This is a genomic window from Edaphobacter sp. 12200R-103 (genome assembly GCF_010093025.1).
In the GTDB taxonomy this organism is placed as follows: domain Bacteria; phylum Acidobacteriota; class Terriglobia; order Terriglobales; family Acidobacteriaceae; genus Edaphobacter.
Map to the genome: position 1 here is coordinate 2,124,796 of NZ_CP048114.1, position 18,754 is coordinate 2,143,549.

Below are 18,754 nucleotides of genomic sequence, written 5' to 3' on the forward strand. Positions count from 1 at the left end.
ATTAATTTTATGCGTCTGCGGGAGGCTCATCTCAGCGGGCGAATTTGACAACGACTTCGGTGCCGACAGGAACCATGGTTCCCGGCGCCGGAGCCTGATCTTTTGCAAGACCACTGCCGACGGGCTGAACTCTTAGCCCAAGACTGTCTGCTTTTTCAACAACGCTACGCAGAGAAGAGCCTTGAAACGAAGGAACAGCTACGCGATGGGTTGCATCGACGACCACCCCTCCGTCCGGACGAACCTGCACCGCAGCAGCGACGTGTGGGGCTGCGCTGATGTTCGGAGCAGACGCATCCTCGGCAGAGTCAGAGCGAAGAGCCGCCAACATCCGGGGCGAAGCACCAAGCAACGACTTGCCTTCTGCCGCCTCACTGCCTTTTCGCGATGTCGAAGCCGTTTTGTCATCGACATCCGGTGTCGCAGGCGCGGTGCTGTTCTGTGTGGCGCGAAGAGGATCGTCGGCAGGCAGATTGTTGATGTCTGCGAACATCTCATTGAGGTTCGCGCCGTTCTCAATCGGCGACTCCTTCGCAACCTCCTTGGTCGCCTCAATCATCTGTTTTTTGGTCCTGAGAGGCTGATCGTGGGGAACGCCCAGATATTCAAGGACCTCCTGGGCAACCTCCTGGAAGACGGGCGCGCTGGTCTCACCGCCATAGCGCGTTCCTACCGTCGGCGTATCGATGACCACAGCGATCGAGATTGCAGGGTTGCTGACCGGGGCAAACCCGGCGAAGCTGGCCACCAGCTTGGTGTGGGAGTAGGTGTGCGTCGCCGGATCGATCTTCTGCGCCGTTCCCGTCTTACCTGCTGAGCTGTAGCCGTTAAGCTGCGCTTTCTTTCCTGTTCCCGTGGTGACGATGCCTTGCATCATCATGCGCATCTTTGCCGAAGTCAGCTCCTTGATAACCCGGTGCGCTCCATCCGGCAGAGGGTTTGGAAGCTGGTTCGAAGGCCGGAAGGCAATTGGCTTCAGCCGCGGATCGCCCCTCACTTCGTCGGTGGACTGCAGCAGGATATGCGGAGGCATATAGACGCCACCATTCGCGATCGTGCTTACCATTGTGACCAGCTGAACCGGAGTTACGCCGACCTCCTGCCCGATGGCCAGCGAAAGAATGCTGGTTGCATCCCATTTCCTGGGGTTCCGCAAAAGGCCGCGCGTCTCGCTGGGCAGCTCGATTCCGCTGCGCTCACCAAAGCCGAAGGCGCGCATGTAGTCGTAGAACTTCTGGTTCCCCAGCTTGAGGGCCATCTTGGCTGCACCGACGTCGCTTGAATGTTCAAGTGCATACTGCACCGTCACCTTACCGAAACGATCCGAATGATCGTCATGCAGCGTACGGCCAAACATCGTCATCGCGCCAAACTGGCAATCGACGATATCGGTGGGTTGAACGCCGGCTGCATCGAGCGCCGCTGCATAGGTCACCAGCTTGAAGGTTGACCCGGGTTCGTAGACATCGCTCACCGCCAGGTTCTGGAGCACACTGGAATCGATATGATGCCTGTCGTTCGGATTGAAGCGAGGCGAAATGGCGAGCGCGAGAATCTGCCCCGTGTGCGGATCCTGCACGACCACGGTTCCATGCGCCGCCTTCATCTTTTCCATCTGGGCATCGAGTGCGCGCTCGGCCATGTACTGAATGTTGGCATCGATGGAGAGCACCAGATTCTCCCCAGGCAACGGCTGGCTCTCTTTGCTGCCGAGGACGTGGCGCTTGGCATCGACCGCGGTCATCATGTGCCCCGGAACACCGTGCATCTCGTCATCGAACTCGCGCTCGAGTCCACTCAGTCCGGTATCGTCCACCCCGACATAGCCCAGCACCTGCGCAGCCAGATCGTTGTTGGGATAAAAGCGTTTGAACTCCTTCTGAAAGTAGACGCCCTTCAGGTTCAGTTCGCGTACTCGCTTGGCCGTCTCGTTATCCACCCGGCGCGCTACCCATGCGAAGTTGCGCGACGCAGTAAAACGCGCGAGCATCTGCTTCTTCGTAGTGAAGTTGTCCAAGGGGTCTGTGTGGACGATCTTTGCGAGGATATCGGCGGTTGAGCCACGATTCTCGCCCAGTTCGCTGGGAACGGCGTAGATGCTGTCGACCAGCACCGTCATTGCCAGCTCTTTCAGATTGCGGTCATACAAAACGCCGCGCCGGGGAGCAACCTCAAAGGTGCGCTGCTGCTGGCGCGCTGCCCTCTCCACAAAGTCGCTGTGACGAACCACCTGCAGCCAGACCAGCCTGACCGTAATGGCCGCCGTCCAGAAAATAAAGATAAGCGCCACGTTGACGAACCGTATTCTCCGGATAGGAGCGGTCAGTGTCTGCCGTGGCGCCTTGTTCATGCCGATTCTTCCAATCTAAAGCGGATTCTCTCTGTACTCTAAACCGTCCTTTACCGTGCTACGATTGCGGGCGTCTTCACCTCAGCCCAGACCGGGCCTTCTGCGCTTGCGTTGCTTCCATCAGGACGAATCACCTGGCCGGGCTGCGGGGCATCCAATCCGAGCTGCTTGGCCAGCTTGTCGATCCGCTCCGGATCGGTAAGCTGAGCCTCGCTCAGCCGAAGCTGATGATTCTGCTCGCGCAACTGCTCCACCTGTTGCCTCTGCGCTTCTACCCTGTAGCCGATTTCGATGGCCATAAAATGCTGCCAAACATAAACCATCACCAGAAGGAAGAGCATGCTCATGGCGACGGTAAACTGCCGCATCTCGCGGCGGCGCTCCGGATCGTCGGCCTTGACCAGACGGGTGTTGTCGATGTGCTTGGCGAAGAACACCTCAGGAGTCGGTCCGCGGCGGGCCTTCCGCTGTGCCTCCAACAGCGAGCGGTTGCGCTCTGCGACAGACTGCGTACGACGATGCGGCCGTGCCGCGCCCATCATCTCTATCTGCTGTCCTGCCATCGCCGAAGTCGCCATCGTCCACCTCTCCTTGTTCCTGCACCTGCCATCCTCACGAACGAAACCGGGCCGGGATCGTTATTTGAGGAAGGGACTTTTTGTTACTGGTTGTCTTTCGCCTGAAAGCACGGTGGGACAACCCCGGCCCGATCACTCGTCTCCACAAACGTCAAACCATTTCGAACCAAGTAAGACAAAATCAAAGTTTTACTGCCGCCCGCAGCTTTGCGCTTCTTGACCGCGGGTTCCTGATCTCTTCTTCTTCGCCGGCTACCACCGGCTTCTTCGTCAAAACCTCGTACACTCCATTGCGTGCCGCTTCGCGGAACGCATCCTTCACAAGCCTGTCCTCCAGCGAGTGGAAGCTGATCAATACCAGCCTTCCTCCCGGCTTCAGCAGAGATGGCGCGCTCTCCAGCAGCGTCCTGATCTCCCCCAGCTCGTCGTTCACTCGAATCCGAAGCGCCTGAAAGGTTCGTGTCGCGGGATGAATCTTGTCACCCTTCATTGCTGGGGCCGCAGCCGCTACGACTCTCGCCAGTTGTGCTGTCGTCGTAATCGGCCGGGCCCTCACAATGGCTCTGGCGATTCTCCGCGACCTCCTTTCCTCTCCGAATTCGTAAATCAGGTTGGCGAGCTCGTTTTCGTCTTCCTGATTTACCACTTGCTCGGCCGTCTCCCCCGTGCGCGTATCCATCCGCATATCCAGGGGGCCTTCCGACCGAAAACTGAATCCTCTGTGCGCCTCATCCAGCTGCATGCTGCTTACTCCGAAGTCTGCAAGCAGACCGTCCAGGCTTCCGGGCTCGATCTCGCTGGCCGCCTGGGAGAAGGCCTTCGGCACCAGCCGAATCTCCGGCATCTCCGCTCCAAGCTCCTCGCGAAGCGCATCCAGCCGCTCGCGGGCCAGCTTCATCGCCTCCGGGTCACGATCGAATCCAATCAGCGTCCCCTTCGGCCCCAGCCTCCTCGCAATCTCCGAGGAGTGCCCGGCGAGTCCCAGCGTGGCATCCACATAGATGCCGCCCGGGCGCACATTCAAGTAGGTCATTACCTCATCTAAAAGAACCGGCACATGCTGCGGTCTGCTCATCTCTTTCCCGCCCTCTGTGCTGCCCCTGGGGGCCAACTTCTTACAAACCAAAATCTGCCAGCGCCGTCATATCGGCTTCGCTCATCGGCTGAGCCTCCAGCTCGGCCTTGAACGAGTCATGGTTGACGACCTCAAGAAACGTCTGCGAACCCAGAACCACAACGTCTCCCACAACCTTTGCCGACTCCCGCAGGATCTGAGGCAACAACAGTCGTCCCTGCGCGTCCATCTCTGCCATCTGGCCGTAGTAGTTCGTTACGTCCAGAAACTTCTTCTTTGCCGGGTTCATGGAAGGGATCGCGGCCAGCTTCTCCTCGATCTTTTCCCACTCCTTCAGCGGATACACCTCTGCCCGCTTCCCGTCCTTGCTCGTGATGTAGAACTGGGGACCGTAAAGCTCGTCCACCCTGCGCTTGAACTCAGCCGGCAGCTTCAGCCGGCCTTTCTCGTCCACGCGTGTTGGGTGATTTCCCCGGAACATGACATCCTCGATACGTTTGTCGTTTGCTTCTCCAGAAGCGGCTCAAGGGAGGTAGACTTTCTTCAAATCGAGCTTGAATCAGTCCTCTTTGTTCCACTTTTTACCACTTCCGTCCACATAGTCTCCCAGCTATGACGGCGATGTAAAGAACGGAATTTGAAATAAATTGCAGTATTCCCACAATGGGCTGTGGAATTATCAGCTCATTGGGTAATCAGGACCATCAACCACTACATCTTGGGCTATCTAGATCGGTTCATGGCAGCCGTGTCACTTGCGTTCTTACCTGAAGTTCTGATAAGCGAAATAAAAGCGAAACTAGAGGCAGAGAACAACCGCTTATGCGGTGCCGGTCGAAGTTTTCTTCTTCCTTAAGAGCCAGACCAGGTAGGCCAGCACGGACAGGTTGATCAGTAATAGACTGAGCCGAAACCAGTTAGCATGGCGCGTCAGCTCAAAGATCTCCCAGGGAAGAAAGGAGATGGTCAGGCTCAGTGTCAGGTACTCTGCCCAGACCTTCTCCAACATCAGGCCGATTCCTTCGGTCAAGGCCAGGAGAGAGTAGCCGAAGGTGGCAAGGCTGATCTGTTTCAGCCGGTGCGCGTCAATCAGGTCGATCTTATCGAGCAACAGGGTGACCAGCTTGCTCTCAGGATCGAACTTCAGAGCGGTAGCGATCCGCATGAGCTCGTCGCCAAGGTCTTTATGGAGCAGATGGATCGCTCCCATTCCCAGGAAGAAAAAGAGGATCGCCTTGCCCAGCTTAAACAGCCCGATCGCCATCAGACCGCGGTCATGGTGTCGAGCCGCGGTTGTGGAGCGAACAATTGCGCCCGTCTTTGTCCAGCTTCGATCGGTTGTTGCTTCGGTTTCCATCCTGATTCTCAGTTGACGGGGTTAACCGGGAAATGTCAACGAGACCAGCGTGAGACTGAAAGAAACGAGTTTCTGTCTGAAACACGCCTCATTCAAGCGCCTCACGAATGCTTCGCCAGCACCTGCTCCATCAGACGGTTGAGATGAGGTCGGGCCTTTTCGAGAGCGGCCTCGGCGGTAATGCCATACCGAATCCGCAGTGCCTCCACCTTTCCATGCTCGATAAAGGTGTCCGGCCAGCCGACGCGGACCACGGGAACATTCGCATCCAATCCGTTGAGCGTCTCCATCACCGCCGACCCGAATCCTCCGGCTAGCACATGATCTTCGAGGGTGATCAGCAGGCTGGCGCGTGAGGCGAAGTCGGCCACGCAGCTTCTGTCGATCGGCTTGGCGAATCGGGGATTGATGACCGCTGCGGAGAAGCCCTCGTCTTCAAGCATCGTCTTCAGGCGAACCGCCTCAGGCAGCATGGCTCCGAGACCGAAGATGGCAACATCGACGCGACCGGGATCGTGGAGCACTTCGGCCTTGCCGATCTCGATCCGGACCGGCTTCTCCTTCACCGCAACTCCGGGACCGGTTCCGCGCGGGTAGCGGATCGCGGAAGGACCGTTATGGAGCATGGCGGTGTACATCATGTCCTGCAGCTCATCCTCATCTTTGGGAACCATGTGGATGATGTTGGGGACACTGCGCAGGTAGCTGATATCAAAGAGGCCATGATGCGTCGGGCCGTCGTCGCCGCTCAACCCGCCACGGTCCATGCAGAAGACAACCGGCAGGTTCTGCAGGCAGACATCGTGAACGATAGGGTCGAAGGCGCGCTGCAGGAAAGTCGAGTAGATCGCGCAGAAGGGCTTATACCCCTTGGTTACCATTCCGGCGGCGAAGATGACGGCATGCTCCTCCGCAATCCCAACGTCGAAGTAGCGAGTCGGATGATACGGACGAAAGAGATCGAGAGCGGTCCCGTTCGGCATCGCTGCCGTAATGGCAACAACTTTCTCGTTCATATTCGCCAACTTCGTCAGGCTCTCGGCAAAAATCTCCGAGTAGGTCTTCTGCCCGGCTGACTTGGTCTCTCCGGATTCGGGGTCGTACGGGCCAAGACCGTGGAACTTCTTCTGCTTCTCCAGCGCGGGCTGAAAGCCGCGGCCCTTCTGCGTAATCGCGTGCAGGACGACGGGCTTGTTCTGCCGCTTGAGGAACTTGAAGGTCTCGATGAGCAGCGGAAGATTGTGGCCATCGATGGGACCGTAATAGCTGAGTCCGAACTCCTCAAAGAGCATGCCGGGACCGATGAGTCCCTTGGCCGCCTCTTCGGCCTTGCGAACGACATGGCGTGCGGCCTTGCCGCCAAACTTCTCGATCAGTCCTGCGGCCTTATCGTGCAGGTTGCTGAAGGTGGTGTTCGCGGTGATCTTGTGGAAGTACTCCGCGATGGCGCCGACGTTCTTGTCGATCGACCAAGCGTTGTCGTTCAGCACGACGATCATGCGACGCGTCTGCGCGGCGATATTATTGAGTGCTTCGAACGAGATGCCGTTGGTAAACGCGGCGTCTCCCGCCAGAGCGATCACGTGTTCGCTTCCGCCTGCCAGATCGCGAGCGACCGCCATGCCAAGGGCGGCGGAGAGTGCGGTTCCGGCATGGCCTGCGCCATAGCTGTCATGCTCGCTCTCCGTGCGAAGCATGAAGCCGTTGAGCCCATTCGGCTGGCGGATGGTATGGAAGCTGTCTTCACGGCCGGTCAGGAGCTTATGGACGTAGGCCTGATGGCTGACGTCGAAGACCAGGCTGTCGGCAGGGGTGTCAAAGACGTAATGGAGAGCAATGGTCAGCTCGACCACTCCAAGATTCGGTCCGATGTGACCGCCAGTCTTGGCAACGACCTTGATGAGCCTTTCGCGTATCTCCTGAGCCAGTTGCTCCAACTGCGGAATCGAGAGTTTTTTAACGTCAGTTGGCGACTTGATCGTTTTTAGAATTCCGTCCATTCGCTGGTTCCTGTTATCCGGCCTACCCTTAATTCGACGCAATTTCCTTCCATGAGACTCTGCGGCCTCTCCATTGGACAGTTTCTAAGATCAAGTATAGCGGTCCGGATAGACAGTAGAGGGAATCCGGGTAAGCACCTGCCCTTGCAATGGAGGTATCGCTCGGATGCGTCAGGATTAATGCTGCGACAGGATTTCCAAACTAAATAGCTAAAAAATCAATGACTTATGTTTGCCTTCCTGAATGCGTATGCGATTCGTCTTTGCTGAACGAAATGACGAATCCCTATATTTTGCCCGGAGCACCATTAGGCGCTGCAGGCAAAATACAGGGATTCGTCGCATTGCTCAGAATGACGGCTTTTCTAAATTCATTTCGGTTGCACTTGACTGCTAAATCTGTGAATAGGGCGCAGGCGCCAGGATCAGGCTGTCGACGTTGCTGACAATCGGCTCAAAGTTGTAGCGCGGGTTGCCGGTGAGCTTCTTCCAGTCGGGATCGGCGAAGAACTTCTGCCATCCTGTCTCGAGGGCTTCCATATCCGGAAAGGTCAGCATATAGGTCAGCTTGGGCAGGTTCGGACCGACAAGCGCGTCGCTGAAGAAGACGTTGCCACAGCCGGACTTCTCAAAGATGCGGAACTCGCCCTGGTGGAACATCTCGACCTTGCGGATGTGGTCGGCAGGCGTCGGGCTTTCATAGGTTCGAAGCTGGAAGATGCGCTTGGGGTTCTTCGGGGTCGGCGGGGTAACCTTCGGATAACCCTCGAAAGCCTTCAGAAGCGTGCTTTCGATGCGCTCGAAGGGCGGCTCCTTCGCGGGTGCGCTCCAGAAGGGCTCGGCTGCTTTGAGAAACACCTCATCCTTTGCAAGAAGAAGGTCGACGTTGGCGACCGTCTCGAGATTGGTGCCCGGAATCAGCAGATAAGTCGTTGGGGTCTGCGGGCCGAAGGTGACCTTGAAAGCGCCGATGGGCGAAAGGCTGAGGCGATTGAGAGCCGGGATGAGAGCACCGGAAAAGAACTGGTCGGTAAGCTTCGCCTGGGGTCCGCTTCGGAGGGTGTATTTGCGAAGCTGGTAGTACTCGCGAGTTCCGGACGAAGCCGGTGCCTGCGCCGATACAGCAGCGGGAGCGATGGCAGCAGCAGAGGACGCAAGGGCGGTCTTAAGGAAGCTTCTTCTTTGCACAGAGGTATCTCCAGATCACGCGAGGCAGATGGTTTTGCTCAGGTCTGACAGTCTAACCGATGGCAGCTTGCAGATACAGTTGCGGAAGATGGAATCAGTCGGAGATGCCTTCAAGGACGGTTTCGCTGACCGGCTCCACTCCAAACTCCCCTTCCCATTGGGCGACGACGACCGAGGCGAGACAGTTCCCGACGACGTTGACGGTCGTGCGGGCCATATCGGCGAGAGCGTCGATGCCCAGCAGGATGAAGATGGGCTCCGCGGGAAGGTGAAACGTCGCTGCGGTAGCGAGCAGGACCACCAGCGTGGCCCTGGGCACTCCGGCAACACCTTTGCTGGTGAGCATGAGGCTCAACATCATGACGACCTGCTGGCCGACAGAGAGATGCATTCCCGCAGCCTGAGCGACGAAGATGCTGGCCGCCGCCAGGTAAAGGGTCGAGCCATCGAGATTGAAGCTGTAGCCGGCCGGGATCACAAAAGAGACAATGCGGCGGGGAACACCAAGAGCCTCCATCGCCTCCATCGCGCGGGGCAGAGCGGCCTCGCTGGCCGAGGTGGCGAAGGCGATGGAGGCTGGCTCAGCAACAGCGCGAAGAAAGCGCCGGACAGGCACCTTGAAGAGAAGAGCCACCGGAAGCAGAACGAAGAGGCCAAAGGCGACGAGCGCACCGTAGATGGTGAGCAGCAGCTTTCCGAGGTTGACGAGGGATCCCAGGCCCATATGGCCCACCGTAAAGGCCATTGCCGCGCCGACTCCCAGCGGAGCGAGGTACATGATGATATTGGTGAACCGGAACATCACCTCGCTGAGCCCCTCGAAGAGAGTGAGCAGCGGAGCGCGACGCGACGGACTAAGCCCGGCGAGCGCGATGGCGAAGAAGACTGCAAAGACAGCGACCTGGAGGATCTGGCCCTCGGCAACGGACTTTGCGATGTTCTCGGGAAAGATGTGGAGCAGAAAGTCCTGCCAGTGGGTCGGCGGCGGAGCGGACGGGGCCACTTCCATAGCCGCGGTGGCGGCGGGAAGCACCAGGCCCTCGCCGGCGCGAGTGAAATTGATAGCCGCCAGACCCACAACGAGAGCCAGCGTAGTGATGACTTCAAAGTAGATGAGGCTCTTGATCCCGATACGGCCTACTGCCTTCAGGTCCTCATGTCCCGCAATTCCCGTAACCAGCGTAGCGAAGATGAGTGGAGCAACAATGGCCTTGATCAGGCGGAGGAAGATATCGCTGAAGACGCGAAGCGAAACGGCGAGGTGCGGAGCGTCGAATCCAAGCTCAGCGCCCGCGACCATGGCGACAAAAATCCACGGCGTGAGGCTGCGGCGGCGCAGGGCGAAGACGGCGAGCAGCAGAATCGCCAGCCATCGCAGAGCCTGCCCGAAGTGGCTCTCATCCCACAGTAGAGCCATGGCGATCCCGGCCGCAAGCAGCATGCCCGCAAGGGCAAGAAGGACTCGTCCGGTGGAATGCGTTCGCACTGGGCGAAGAATATCAGCAGTAAATACTCGCGGGGCCGACGCGACGGAAATGGCTGCGCGGATTTATTTTTAAGCGAAGACCGGCATCCACCGGAGCAGTCAAAGACTTAGGAAAAACACCGCAGGAAGACACGCTTCCGGCAGTATTTTCACGCGCGGAGATCGGAAGAGGAGCAGCTTCGAGAACAGACGAAAGCTGCACGAGGTCAGAGGATGAAAACCGACAAACGATATACGAAATTCGCTGCAGCGGGTCTCTGGCTTGCGCTGAGTCTGTCCACCTTGCCAGCCCGGACCCAGCAGATTCCAGCCACACCGCTCGATGGCCTCACACAACAGAAGGGCCCAGTCATCAGCCCTTTGACACAGCCAACCCTGTCGCCGGGCGTGATTCACCTGATGGAGTTGGAAGGGGAGTTCGCCCAGGCGGTCGCTGCCGGCGGAGGGAAGGCCTTCGCAGAGTGGTTTACTGATGACGCCGTGGTGCTGAACAACGGACAGCCAGCAACGATCGGCAAGGCAGCCATTGCAGCACAGGCAAAGTGGGACCCGAAGGTGTATCAACTGACGTGGGTAGCCCAGGGGGGACAGATGGGTCCTTCGGAGGATATGGGTTTTACCTGGGGCCACTACGAGGGGCACTCGAAAGATAGCAACGGGCAGCCGGTCGTGATCTCCGGACGCTATATGACGGTATGGAAGAAGATGCCGGACGGAAGCTGGAAGGTGGCAATGGACGCAAGCGCCAGCGAGCCTGCCGCCGCCGGGGAATGCTGTACATTGCCAAAACCCTAAGTTTTAGCTACACCTAAAGTTGGATACACCCTCCCCTCCACCGCTCACTAGGATCAATCTGCAGGTTATGGACGCTCTTCTGGTCAAAGACGAAGCTCAGCGAAGTCAGACTGCGGAGGAAGAGGATCAGATCGGGCCGGAAAACGATCCAGCTCTGAAGGACCTGGCCGCTCTGGCCGCTCAGATCTGCGAAGCCCCCGTCTCCGTACTCTGGACGATCGATGCGCGCGGGGTGCGCATCAGAGCGTCTGCCGGCTTGCAGCCAGGTGACCTCTCCTCCATGACGCTCCCGAATCCTGTGCCCATGCCACAGGACAAGGTCTTTGAGATACCGGATGCATGCGCGGATCCGCAATTTGCGCCGAATGGCATGCTGATCGGCGGGCAGCCGTTCTGCTTCTACGCCGCAGCTCCTATCGGCTTTGCTCCTGACGGGGCTGTCGGCGCGCTTGCGGTCCTGGATCGACTCCCACGCAAGCTGAGGGAACCCGAGGAGAGCGCGCTTCTGATGCTGGCGCGCCAGGCTGCGGAGAAGCTCCAGTTGCAGGAGCGGGTCAGGCATCTGGATGAATCCATATCCTCCATGCAGCGGGAGATTGATTCGCTCGCAGCAAAAGCCGTTGTCCCGCTGGCAGGCCTCACCGATGAGCAAAAGTACCATCAGCTCATTGAGGGCTCGCTGGGCGTCATCTTTACGCACGATCTCGATGGCAAGCTGCTCTCCTTGAATGCGCATGGAGCGGCCGCGACCGGACGCGAGGTCAAGGAGATGGTCGGATTTCCCTTGGAAAAGTTCGTTCCGGCCAAGCGTCAGAACACGATCCGGGAGTATCTGAAAACGATTGCCGCGACCGGCCAGGCCCAGGGCATGATGCACCTAACCCACAGTGCCGGGGACGTTCGCGTCCTGGCATATCGCAACAAGCTGATCGCGGACGGCAGCAAGACGCCTTATGTCCTCGGGTTTGGCGTCGATATCACCGAGCAGGTCAAGGCCGAAAGAAAGCTGCGCACGCTGACCCGGCAGTCGAACTCCATCCTGGAAGCAATCGGAGACGGCATCTTCTGCATCGACCGCGAAGGCAGGGTGACTGTGGTCAACGCCGCGGCGGCACAGATGCTGGGCTACCGTCAGGAAGAGATGCTGGGCCGCGTCATGCATTCCCTGATCCATCACACACGCGCCGACGGCTCGTTCTACCCGATGCGGGAATCGCCCATCCACAAGAGCATCTCGAGTTTCGGCACAGCACGTGTGCGCGATGAGGTCTTCTGGAGGAAGGACGGCAGCAGTTTCCCGGTGGAGTATGTCGCGCGGCCGCTGATCGATGCCAACTCAAACGAGAGCGGGGGGCTACGGGCGCTGGGTGTCGTGGTCGCGTTTACGGACACGACCGAACGCAGAATTCTGGACCGGATGAAAGACGAGTTCATCTCAACGGTCTCGCATGAGCTGCGCACGCCCCTGACCTCGCTGCGAGGGGCTCTGGGGCTGCTGCGCGGCGGAGCCCTGGAACATCGCCCAGAGAAGTCGCGGCAGATGCTGGAGATCGCGATCAATAACGCCGACCGTCTCGGCAGGCTGGTCAACGACATCGTCGACCTCGAGCGAATCTCAAGCGGGAAGAATGAGTTGCACCTCTCGCTGGTTCGCGCGCGAGAGATACTGCATGGAGCCGTCAACGTGAACGAGGCCCAGATGCAGGGTTCGAGCACACGAATCCGACTGAGGCCGACCGAGGTGAGCGTATGGGCAGACTCAGAGAGGATTGTGCAGGTGCTGAAAAACCTGCTGTCGAACGCCTTCAAGTTCTCCGAGCCAGACGGAGAAGTCCACATCTCTGCGCGAAACATCGATGATCAGGAGGCCCTGTTTGAGGTGCGCGACTTCGGTCGCGGCATCTCCCCGGACAAGCTGGAACATATCTTCGAACGGTTCCAGTCGGGCGACGCTTCGGATTCGCGCGCGCTGGGGGGAACGGGGCTTGGCCTGACGATCTGCCGCAGGATCGTCAACCTGCACGGCGGCCGTATCTGGGTGACCAGTGCACTCGGACAGGGCACAACAGTCCACTTCACGCTGCCAACACGGCCGCTCATGAATCTTCGTTAGATCGCTGCTGTCGATATCCGAAGTCTGATCGCAGTTACCCAACGATGCAAGGTGCCGGTTGCGTAGGGTATTGGCAGTCGCTTCGGGGGCACATCGTGATAGCCCTATGGAGGTGTCCATCCTGAGTAAGCAGACCGTCGATTGTCCCGGCAAAGCGGACATTCACGGGTAGGTATATATCTCTCTCTGGATATGCTCTGGGATTGACGCGAATAAAATCGGCCCGGGCATCTGTTGCTCCGGGCCGTTTCGTTTGCTGTATTCAGGTTTACTCGTCGTTTTCGCGAAGCTTTGCGAGAACGGTGAAGTCTTCAAGGGTTGTGGTGTCGCCTTTGACTTCTCCACTGGTAGCAAGCTCGCGCAGAAGGCGCCGCATGATCTTTCCGCTGCGCGTCTTGGGAAGAGATTCGGTAAAGCGGACGTCGTCGGGACGGGCGAGAGCACCGATCTCCTTGGCGACCCACTGACGAATCTCCTGCTTCAGCTCTTCGGATGCCCTGTGGCCCTGCTCGAGGGTGACAAAGGCGCAGATGGCCTGTCCTTTCAGATCGTCCGGGCGGCCTACGACGGCGGCTTCGGCGACCTTCGCATGAGCGACCAGCGCGGACTCCACTTCCATGGTGCCCAGGCGGTGTCCGCTGACGTTCAGAACGTCATCGACGCGGCCCATCAGCCAGTAGTAGCCATCGGCGTCGCGGCGGGCGCCGTCGCCGGTAAAGTAGCTCCCGGGAATCTCAACCCAGTAGGCTTCCTTGTATCGCTCGGGATTGCCGTAGACGGTGCGAGCCAGAGAAGGCCACGGCGTGCGGAAGACGAGAAGGCCCCCTTTGCCGTCGGGCACTGGCTTCCCTTCCTTGGTGACCACCTCGGGGACGACCCCGAAGAAGGGCCGCGTGGCCGAGCCCGGCTTGGTCGCCACGGCTCCGGGAACGGGAGCGATCATGATGGACCCGGTCTCCGTCTGCCAGTAGGTATCGACGATGGGGCAGCGTTCCTTTCCGACCTCGCGATGGAACCACATCCACGCCTCAGGGTTGATCGGCTCGCCGACGGTTCCCAACAGTCGCAGCGAGGCCAGCGAGTGCTTGCGGACGTACTCCACTCCCCACTTGGTGAAGGCGCGAATCGCTGTGGGAGCGGTGTAAAAGATTGAGACCTTGTGGGCGTCAATGATCTTCCAGAAACGGTCGCAGTCCGGCCAGTTGGGAGCGCCCTCGTACATCATGACGGTCGCTCCGTTCTGCAGAGGGCCGTAGACCACGTAGCTGTGCCCGGTGACCCAGCCGATGTCAGCGGTGCACCAGTACACGTCGTCCTCGTGCAGATCGAAGATGTACTTCGATGTGAGATAGGTCTGCACGGCATATCCACCGGTCGTATGCAGCAGGCCCTTGGGCTTGCCCGTCGTGCCGGAGGTGTAGAGCAGATAGAGCGGATCCTCGGAGTCCATCCACTCGGCAGCGCACTCTTTCCCGGCGGCGAGCATGGACTCGTCCCACCAGAGGTCACGGCCTTCTTTCATGTTGACCGGGGTTCCGCTGCGGCGGTAGACAATCACGTTCTTGACCGTAGGACACTGTTCGAGCGCCTCGTCGGCGATCTTCTTCAGCTGCACCTCGGAGCCGCGACGATAAGACGTGTCCTGTGTGATCAAAGCGACGCAGGAAGAATCGTTAACGCGATCTACGATAGCATGCGCAGCGAAGCCGCCAAAGATGACTGAATGCACAGCGCCGATCCGTGCGCAGGCCAACAGAGCGATGGCCAGTTCCGGACACATGCCCATGTAGATGGCGACGCGATCGCCCTTCTTGATTCCAAGACCTTTCAGCACGTTGGCAAAGCGCTGTACCTCGGCATAGAGGTCGCCGTAGGTCAGCTTGCGGACTTCGCCGGGCTCGCCTTCCCATAGCAGGGCGATCTTGTCGCGCCGCGAGCCTAGGGCATGGCGATCGACACAGTTGTATGCAAGGTTGAATTTGCCGCCATCAAACCATCGGGCTCCCAGGGCAGATCCGTCGGGACCAGGCGTAATGACGCTGGTCCAGGGAGCGAACCAGTCCAGTTCCGATGCGGCCTCGGCCCAGAATTCGTCGGGGTTTTCAACGCTGCGACGATACATCTGCTCGTACTGCTCGAGGCTGGAGATATGGGCCTGGGCGCGGAACTCCGGCGAGGGTTCAAAGACCCTGTTTTCTCTCAAGCTTGAATCCAGATTCGCCGTTCCTTCTGCAATCGCCGTCACGCAACATCCTCCACTGATCTCGGTACAAAAAAGGTACGCTATGGCGGATACGACCGGCAACCGGTAGCTAGGACAAATGTCCCGTGTATCAACGAGATTATCGTTTTCCGATCGGGATGCCAGCGATAGGCCGCTCGCCGCGATACACTCAGGCTTCTGCGATCCAGATCTCTAAAGCAAGCCGCAGTCGCCGCAGGAAAAACTATAGCTACCAGCGTGAGCGAAGCGCATAGAATTTAGAGCAATGTCCTCGACCACAATGTTCTTCGGAGCCGTCGGGCTCTTCATCGGCTTTTTCTTTGGCGTGGGATGCGCCCTGGCTGTGATGTACTCGATCTATATGGGTGGATACCGCGCGGCTATTCGCGACTCCCGTCTTGTCGACCCTCCGGAGCGCTACCGGACGGCACTGAAGAAGGTCATCTCACTCGAGAACAGCAAAAAAGCAAGCTCGTAGAGCAATGCTAACCGCGGGATGCCAGCATGGTTTTCAGTTCCTGCACTTCAGTGGTCAGCGCGGTGATCTGACGGAGGATCTCGCTGCGCTCCTTCCCTTCCCGTAGAGGATCTTTCTCTTCGACATAAAAGTTTCCGCCGGGCTCCAACACGCACCTCTCGACCTCGCTATAGTCGTTCAGTCCCCCTTTGTGGAGCACTGTCTTCAGCTCGAGTTCGCTCAGGGCTTCTTTCTTCATCGCCTTCCAGTCGACCTTCCCATGTTCGATGAGCACGGTTTCGTGGCCCTCGACAATCCGATTGAGCTTAGGCATGCGATAGAGAAGCCGACTCAATAAATAGTTGATGGCCAGCAGAGAGAAGACGCCGATAATGCCTCCGGAGACGGAGTTGTCGTCGCCGATGATGGAGTTCTGCACCGTGTTGGAGAGGCAAAGCAGAACAATCAGGTCGAAAGGATTGAGTTGCGCCAGCTCGCGCTTTCCAAAGATGCGTACAAAAACCACCAGGCAGAGATAGACGATGATGGGCCGCAGGATCTTTTCCAGAAGCGGCAGGTGCAGGGAAAACATGTTGTCGATCACGGCAGATACCTCTCACTCGTTCGACGCGTTGGTCCTGCGGCTCGAAACTGCTCCTCAGGCATAGCGTTGCTGATGCCACTGCCAGGCGCCGGCGATGATCTGGTCGAGTTCAGGGTATTTCGGCTTCCAGTCCAGCTCCGACTTGATCTTCTCCGAGCTGGCGACAAGCACCGCCGGATCGCCCGGACGCCGTTCGCACTCCTCGACAGTAATGGGCCGCCCGGTGATGCGCCGTGCGGAGTCGATGACCTCGCGGACGGTGAAGCCCTGCCCGCTGCCAAGGTTGTAGATCAGGCGGCTGCTGCGATCGAGCGCTGCCAGCGCGAGGAAATGGGCGTCGGCCAGGTCGCTGACGTGGATGTAGTCACGGACACAAGTGCCGTCCTTGGTGGGGTAGTCCTGGCCAAAGATCTTGATGTTGGCCCGGCGGCCCAAGGCGACGTCAAGGATAAGGGGAATCAGGTGCGATTCCGGCTCGTGGGCCTCGCCATAGCCCTCGATGGCCCCGGCGACGTTGAAGTAACGCAGGCTGGCGTAACGAAAGCCGTGGATGCGGTTGAACCAGGTCAGCATCTGTTCGACCAGCAGCTTGCTTTCACCGTACGCGTTGGTTGGCAGCAGGCGAGCCTCTTCGGTGATCGGAGTCGACTCAGGTTCCCCATAGCAGGCAGCGGTGGAGCTGAAGACCAGGCGGTCGTGGCCGGTGGCCATCATGGCCTCAAGTAACGTCAGGGTGGCCATCGTATTGTTCCGGAAGTAGAGCTCCGGGACCCTCATGCTCTCACCGGCCTCAATAAGGGCGGCAAAGTGCATGACGCCGTCAAAGCGGCTCTCCTTCAGCGTGCCTTCAATGCGGCCGCGGTCGGCGAGATCGCCTTCGATCAATCGGGCGCCGCTCGGGACCGCCTCCCGGCGGCTATGGCACAGGTTGTCGTAGATGGTTACCGTATGGCCCGCCGCCAATAAAAGACGCGTCACTGTACCACCGATATAACCTGCCCCACCGGTCACTAAAATATTCATTCTATTGCTCCTATGCACCTCTTCCTGCATACCACAAAAGTACCAGTGTCAACCAGTTACACATCCGGCACTATACTGAAAGAGTGATTGGCAGAGCTCCGGCCATTGACCGCGATGGACTCCCGATTGCAAGGCGCCTGCTGCAACCCTGACGCAATTCTTCACGTCTGTCTTGTTACGCTTCCTTGGCGGCAGCGGTGCGTTGTCGTCGAATTTTGCAAGACCGAGCGAGAGCTCGGAGGCAATTTCCCCCAGTTGGGCTGGGGTTCATTCTCCCCGGTACACCAGTCCTCCGGTATGTTTTTACCCGGATTGGTCCCAATGTTCCACCTCTCTGCTGGAGAGGTGTCAACAAAAAGGACTTTTGAAAATGGCGAAGCCACTACGAAGTGACGATCTACATCCAGCCAGTGTGCAGTTTTCTCATTTCGGAATTCTGCATGACGGACAGCAAAGCAAGGGATCGTTATTTACATCCGTCACCATCAATGTGATTCTGGCAATTATCATTTGCATCGTTGGTGCCGCTGCCAAGAAAACAGTTGATGAGCAGCGTCACCTGCAGGAAATTACCCTTTCGCTTCCTCTGAAGCCGATAGAGCCGATCAGACCGAAGCCGATTCCGAAGCCTCTCCCTCCCCCTCCCGTGGTCAAGACCGCACCGCCGAAGATTTCTATGCCTCAGGTGAAAGAGCCAGAACCGGTCAAAACGGTGGAGGTAAAGATGCCGCAGCCTGCCCCTGCGGTTCCGGCGCCTCCCAAACGGGTCATAGCTCCGGCAGCACCCAAACCGGTGTCGCTGGCCCACCCGCAGGCTGCATCTGTAGTGAATAATTCAGCCCATCCGACGCCTGTCGCACTGGGCCGTCCAGATAACCCGATTGCGCCCTCCAATCGGCCCGCAACGGCAACAATCGATCTTGGCCAACGTGGAATGCCGGGTATGCCCGCCTCCAATACGGGTACGGGCCCTCGCGCCACGGCGGTCAACCTCGGTTCAGGCAATGCGGGAAGCCAGCATATGGCGGGCAATGGAGCCCGACCGGTACAGGGTGTCAAGCTAGGAGTTCCTGGTGGGACAGGTCCCCTGAACTCGACCAGTCGCAGCACGGCGGTGGGCCCAGTGAATCTGGGCCAGGCAGCACCTCCGCCGATGCCGAAACCTGCGGCTCCCTCCCGAAGCGCAGCTCATCCTCCCAAGGTGCTGTATAAACCTCGTCCCCAGTACACACAGGAGGCCATTCAGCTCCGCATTGAAGGAACTGTCTCGGTTCGCGTCCGCGTCTCTTCTACGGGAGCGGTCCACGTGATCGGAGTTACCAGCGATCTCGGCCACGGGCTAGGCGAATCGGCCATTCGCGCGGTTGAAGCAACCCGCTTCCAGCCGGCTACCGATGCCGGCGGAAGTCCGGTGGATTGGGAAGGTATCGTTAATGTCGCCTTCCAGCTTGCGGGCTAACCGCTGGCTGATGGAGGATTTAAGAGGCTTTTTTTACTAGATTTT

Annotated in this window: 15 protein-coding genes; 4 read left to right on the forward strand and 11 right to left on the reverse strand. The window is 58.7% G+C overall.

Going from position 1 to position 18,754, the window contains the following annotated elements:
- Positions 1-31: 31 nt before the first annotated feature.
- The 8 genes from GWR55_RS08815 to GWR55_RS08850 all read right to left on the reverse strand — a co-directional run bounded on the left by GWR55_RS08815 (position 32) and on the right by GWR55_RS08850 (position 9,965).
- The gene (locus GWR55_RS08815) at positions 32-2,350 is read right to left on the reverse strand and encodes a penicillin-binding protein (RefSeq protein ID WP_162401937.1); all 2,319 of its coding nucleotides are present in this window, start codon (positions 2,348-2,350) and stop codon (positions 32-34) included.
- Positions 2,351-2,400: 50 nt separating this feature from the next.
- Positions 2,401-2,928 (reverse strand): cell division protein FtsL, encoded by a 528-nt coding sequence (locus GWR55_RS08820; protein WP_162401938.1) that lies wholly within the window; start codon positions 2,926-2,928, stop codon positions 2,401-2,403.
- A gap of 181 nt (positions 2,929-3,109) precedes the next feature.
- Complete coding sequence (rsmH, locus tag GWR55_RS08825; RefSeq protein ID WP_162401939.1) at positions 3,110-4,003, reverse strand: 16S rRNA (cytosine(1402)-N(4))-methyltransferase RsmH; 894 nt, start codon at positions 4,001-4,003, stop codon at positions 3,110-3,112.
- Between the two features lie 40 nt (positions 4,004-4,043).
- A complete protein-coding gene (locus tag GWR55_RS08830) occupies positions 4,044-4,484 on the reverse strand; it encodes a division/cell wall cluster transcriptional repressor MraZ (protein ID WP_162401940.1) in 441 nt (146 codons plus the stop codon).
- A 339-nt stretch (positions 4,485-4,823) separates the two neighbouring features.
- On the reverse strand, positions 4,824-5,360 hold the full coding sequence (locus GWR55_RS08835) for a DUF2127 domain-containing protein (RefSeq protein WP_162401941.1): 537 nt from the start codon (positions 5,358-5,360) through the stop codon (positions 4,824-4,826).
- Between the two features lie 101 nt (positions 5,361-5,461).
- Positions 5,462-7,360 carry a 1-deoxy-D-xylulose-5-phosphate synthase gene (dxs, locus tag GWR55_RS08840; protein ID WP_162401942.1) on the reverse strand — a complete coding sequence of 633 codons (1,899 nt, stop codon included), beginning with the start codon at positions 7,358-7,360 and terminating at the stop codon, positions 5,462-5,464.
- Between the two features lie 393 nt (positions 7,361-7,753).
- Complete coding sequence (locus GWR55_RS08845; protein WP_162401943.1) at positions 7,754-8,548, reverse strand: NIPSNAP family protein; 795 nt, start codon at positions 8,546-8,548, stop codon at positions 7,754-7,756.
- 94 nt (positions 8,549-8,642) lie between these two features.
- The gene (locus GWR55_RS08850) at positions 8,643-9,965 is read right to left on the reverse strand and encodes a dicarboxylate/amino acid:cation symporter (protein ID WP_238398768.1); all 1,323 of its coding nucleotides are present in this window, start codon (positions 9,963-9,965) and stop codon (positions 8,643-8,645) included.
- A 282-nt stretch (positions 9,966-10,247) separates the two neighbouring features.
- Here GWR55_RS08850 and GWR55_RS08855 point away from each other — a divergent pair, with 282 nt between their 5' ends.
- Both GWR55_RS08855 and GWR55_RS08860 read left to right on the forward strand, forming a co-directional pair.
- Complete coding sequence (locus tag GWR55_RS08855; protein WP_162401944.1) at positions 10,248-10,829, forward strand: DUF4440 domain-containing protein; 582 nt, start codon at positions 10,248-10,250, stop codon at positions 10,827-10,829.
- Between the two features lie 67 nt (positions 10,830-10,896).
- Complete coding sequence (locus tag GWR55_RS08860) at positions 10,897-12,942, forward strand: ATP-binding protein (RefSeq protein ID WP_162401945.1); 2,046 nt, start codon at positions 10,897-10,899, stop codon at positions 12,940-12,942.
- A gap of 268 nt (positions 12,943-13,210) precedes the next feature.
- Here GWR55_RS08860 and acs read toward each other — a convergent pair whose 3' ends face one another.
- On the reverse strand, positions 13,211-15,187 hold the full coding sequence (gene acs, locus GWR55_RS08865) for an acetate--CoA ligase (RefSeq protein WP_238398732.1): 1,977 nt from the start codon (positions 15,185-15,187) through the stop codon (positions 13,211-13,213).
- 244 nt (positions 15,188-15,431) lie between these two features.
- Between acs and GWR55_RS08870 the strand changes: the two genes are divergently transcribed.
- The gene (locus tag GWR55_RS08870; protein ID WP_202925603.1) at positions 15,432-15,644 is read left to right on the forward strand and encodes a hypothetical protein; all 213 of its coding nucleotides are present in this window, start codon (positions 15,432-15,434) and stop codon (positions 15,642-15,644) included.
- 7 nt (positions 15,645-15,651) lie between these two features.
- Here the strand turns inward: GWR55_RS08870 and GWR55_RS08875 are convergent, their stop codons facing one another.
- Positions 15,652-16,227, reverse strand: a complete 576-nt coding sequence (locus GWR55_RS08875; RefSeq protein WP_162401946.1) for a DUF421 domain-containing protein — start codon at positions 16,225-16,227, stop codon at positions 15,652-15,654.
- A gap of 54 nt (positions 16,228-16,281) precedes the next feature.
- The gene (galE, locus tag GWR55_RS08880) at positions 16,282-17,250 is read right to left on the reverse strand and encodes a UDP-glucose 4-epimerase GalE (protein WP_162401947.1); all 969 of its coding nucleotides are present in this window, start codon (positions 17,248-17,250) and stop codon (positions 16,282-16,284) included.
- A gap of 676 nt (positions 17,251-17,926) precedes the next feature.
- On the opposite strand from galE, the gene GWR55_RS08885 reads away from it, so the two are divergent.
- Positions 17,927-18,709: an energy transducer TonB gene (locus GWR55_RS08885; protein ID WP_162401948.1), complete on the forward strand. Its 783-nt coding sequence runs from the start codon at positions 17,927-17,929 to the stop codon at positions 18,707-18,709.
- Positions 18,710-18,754 lie beyond the last annotated feature (45 nt).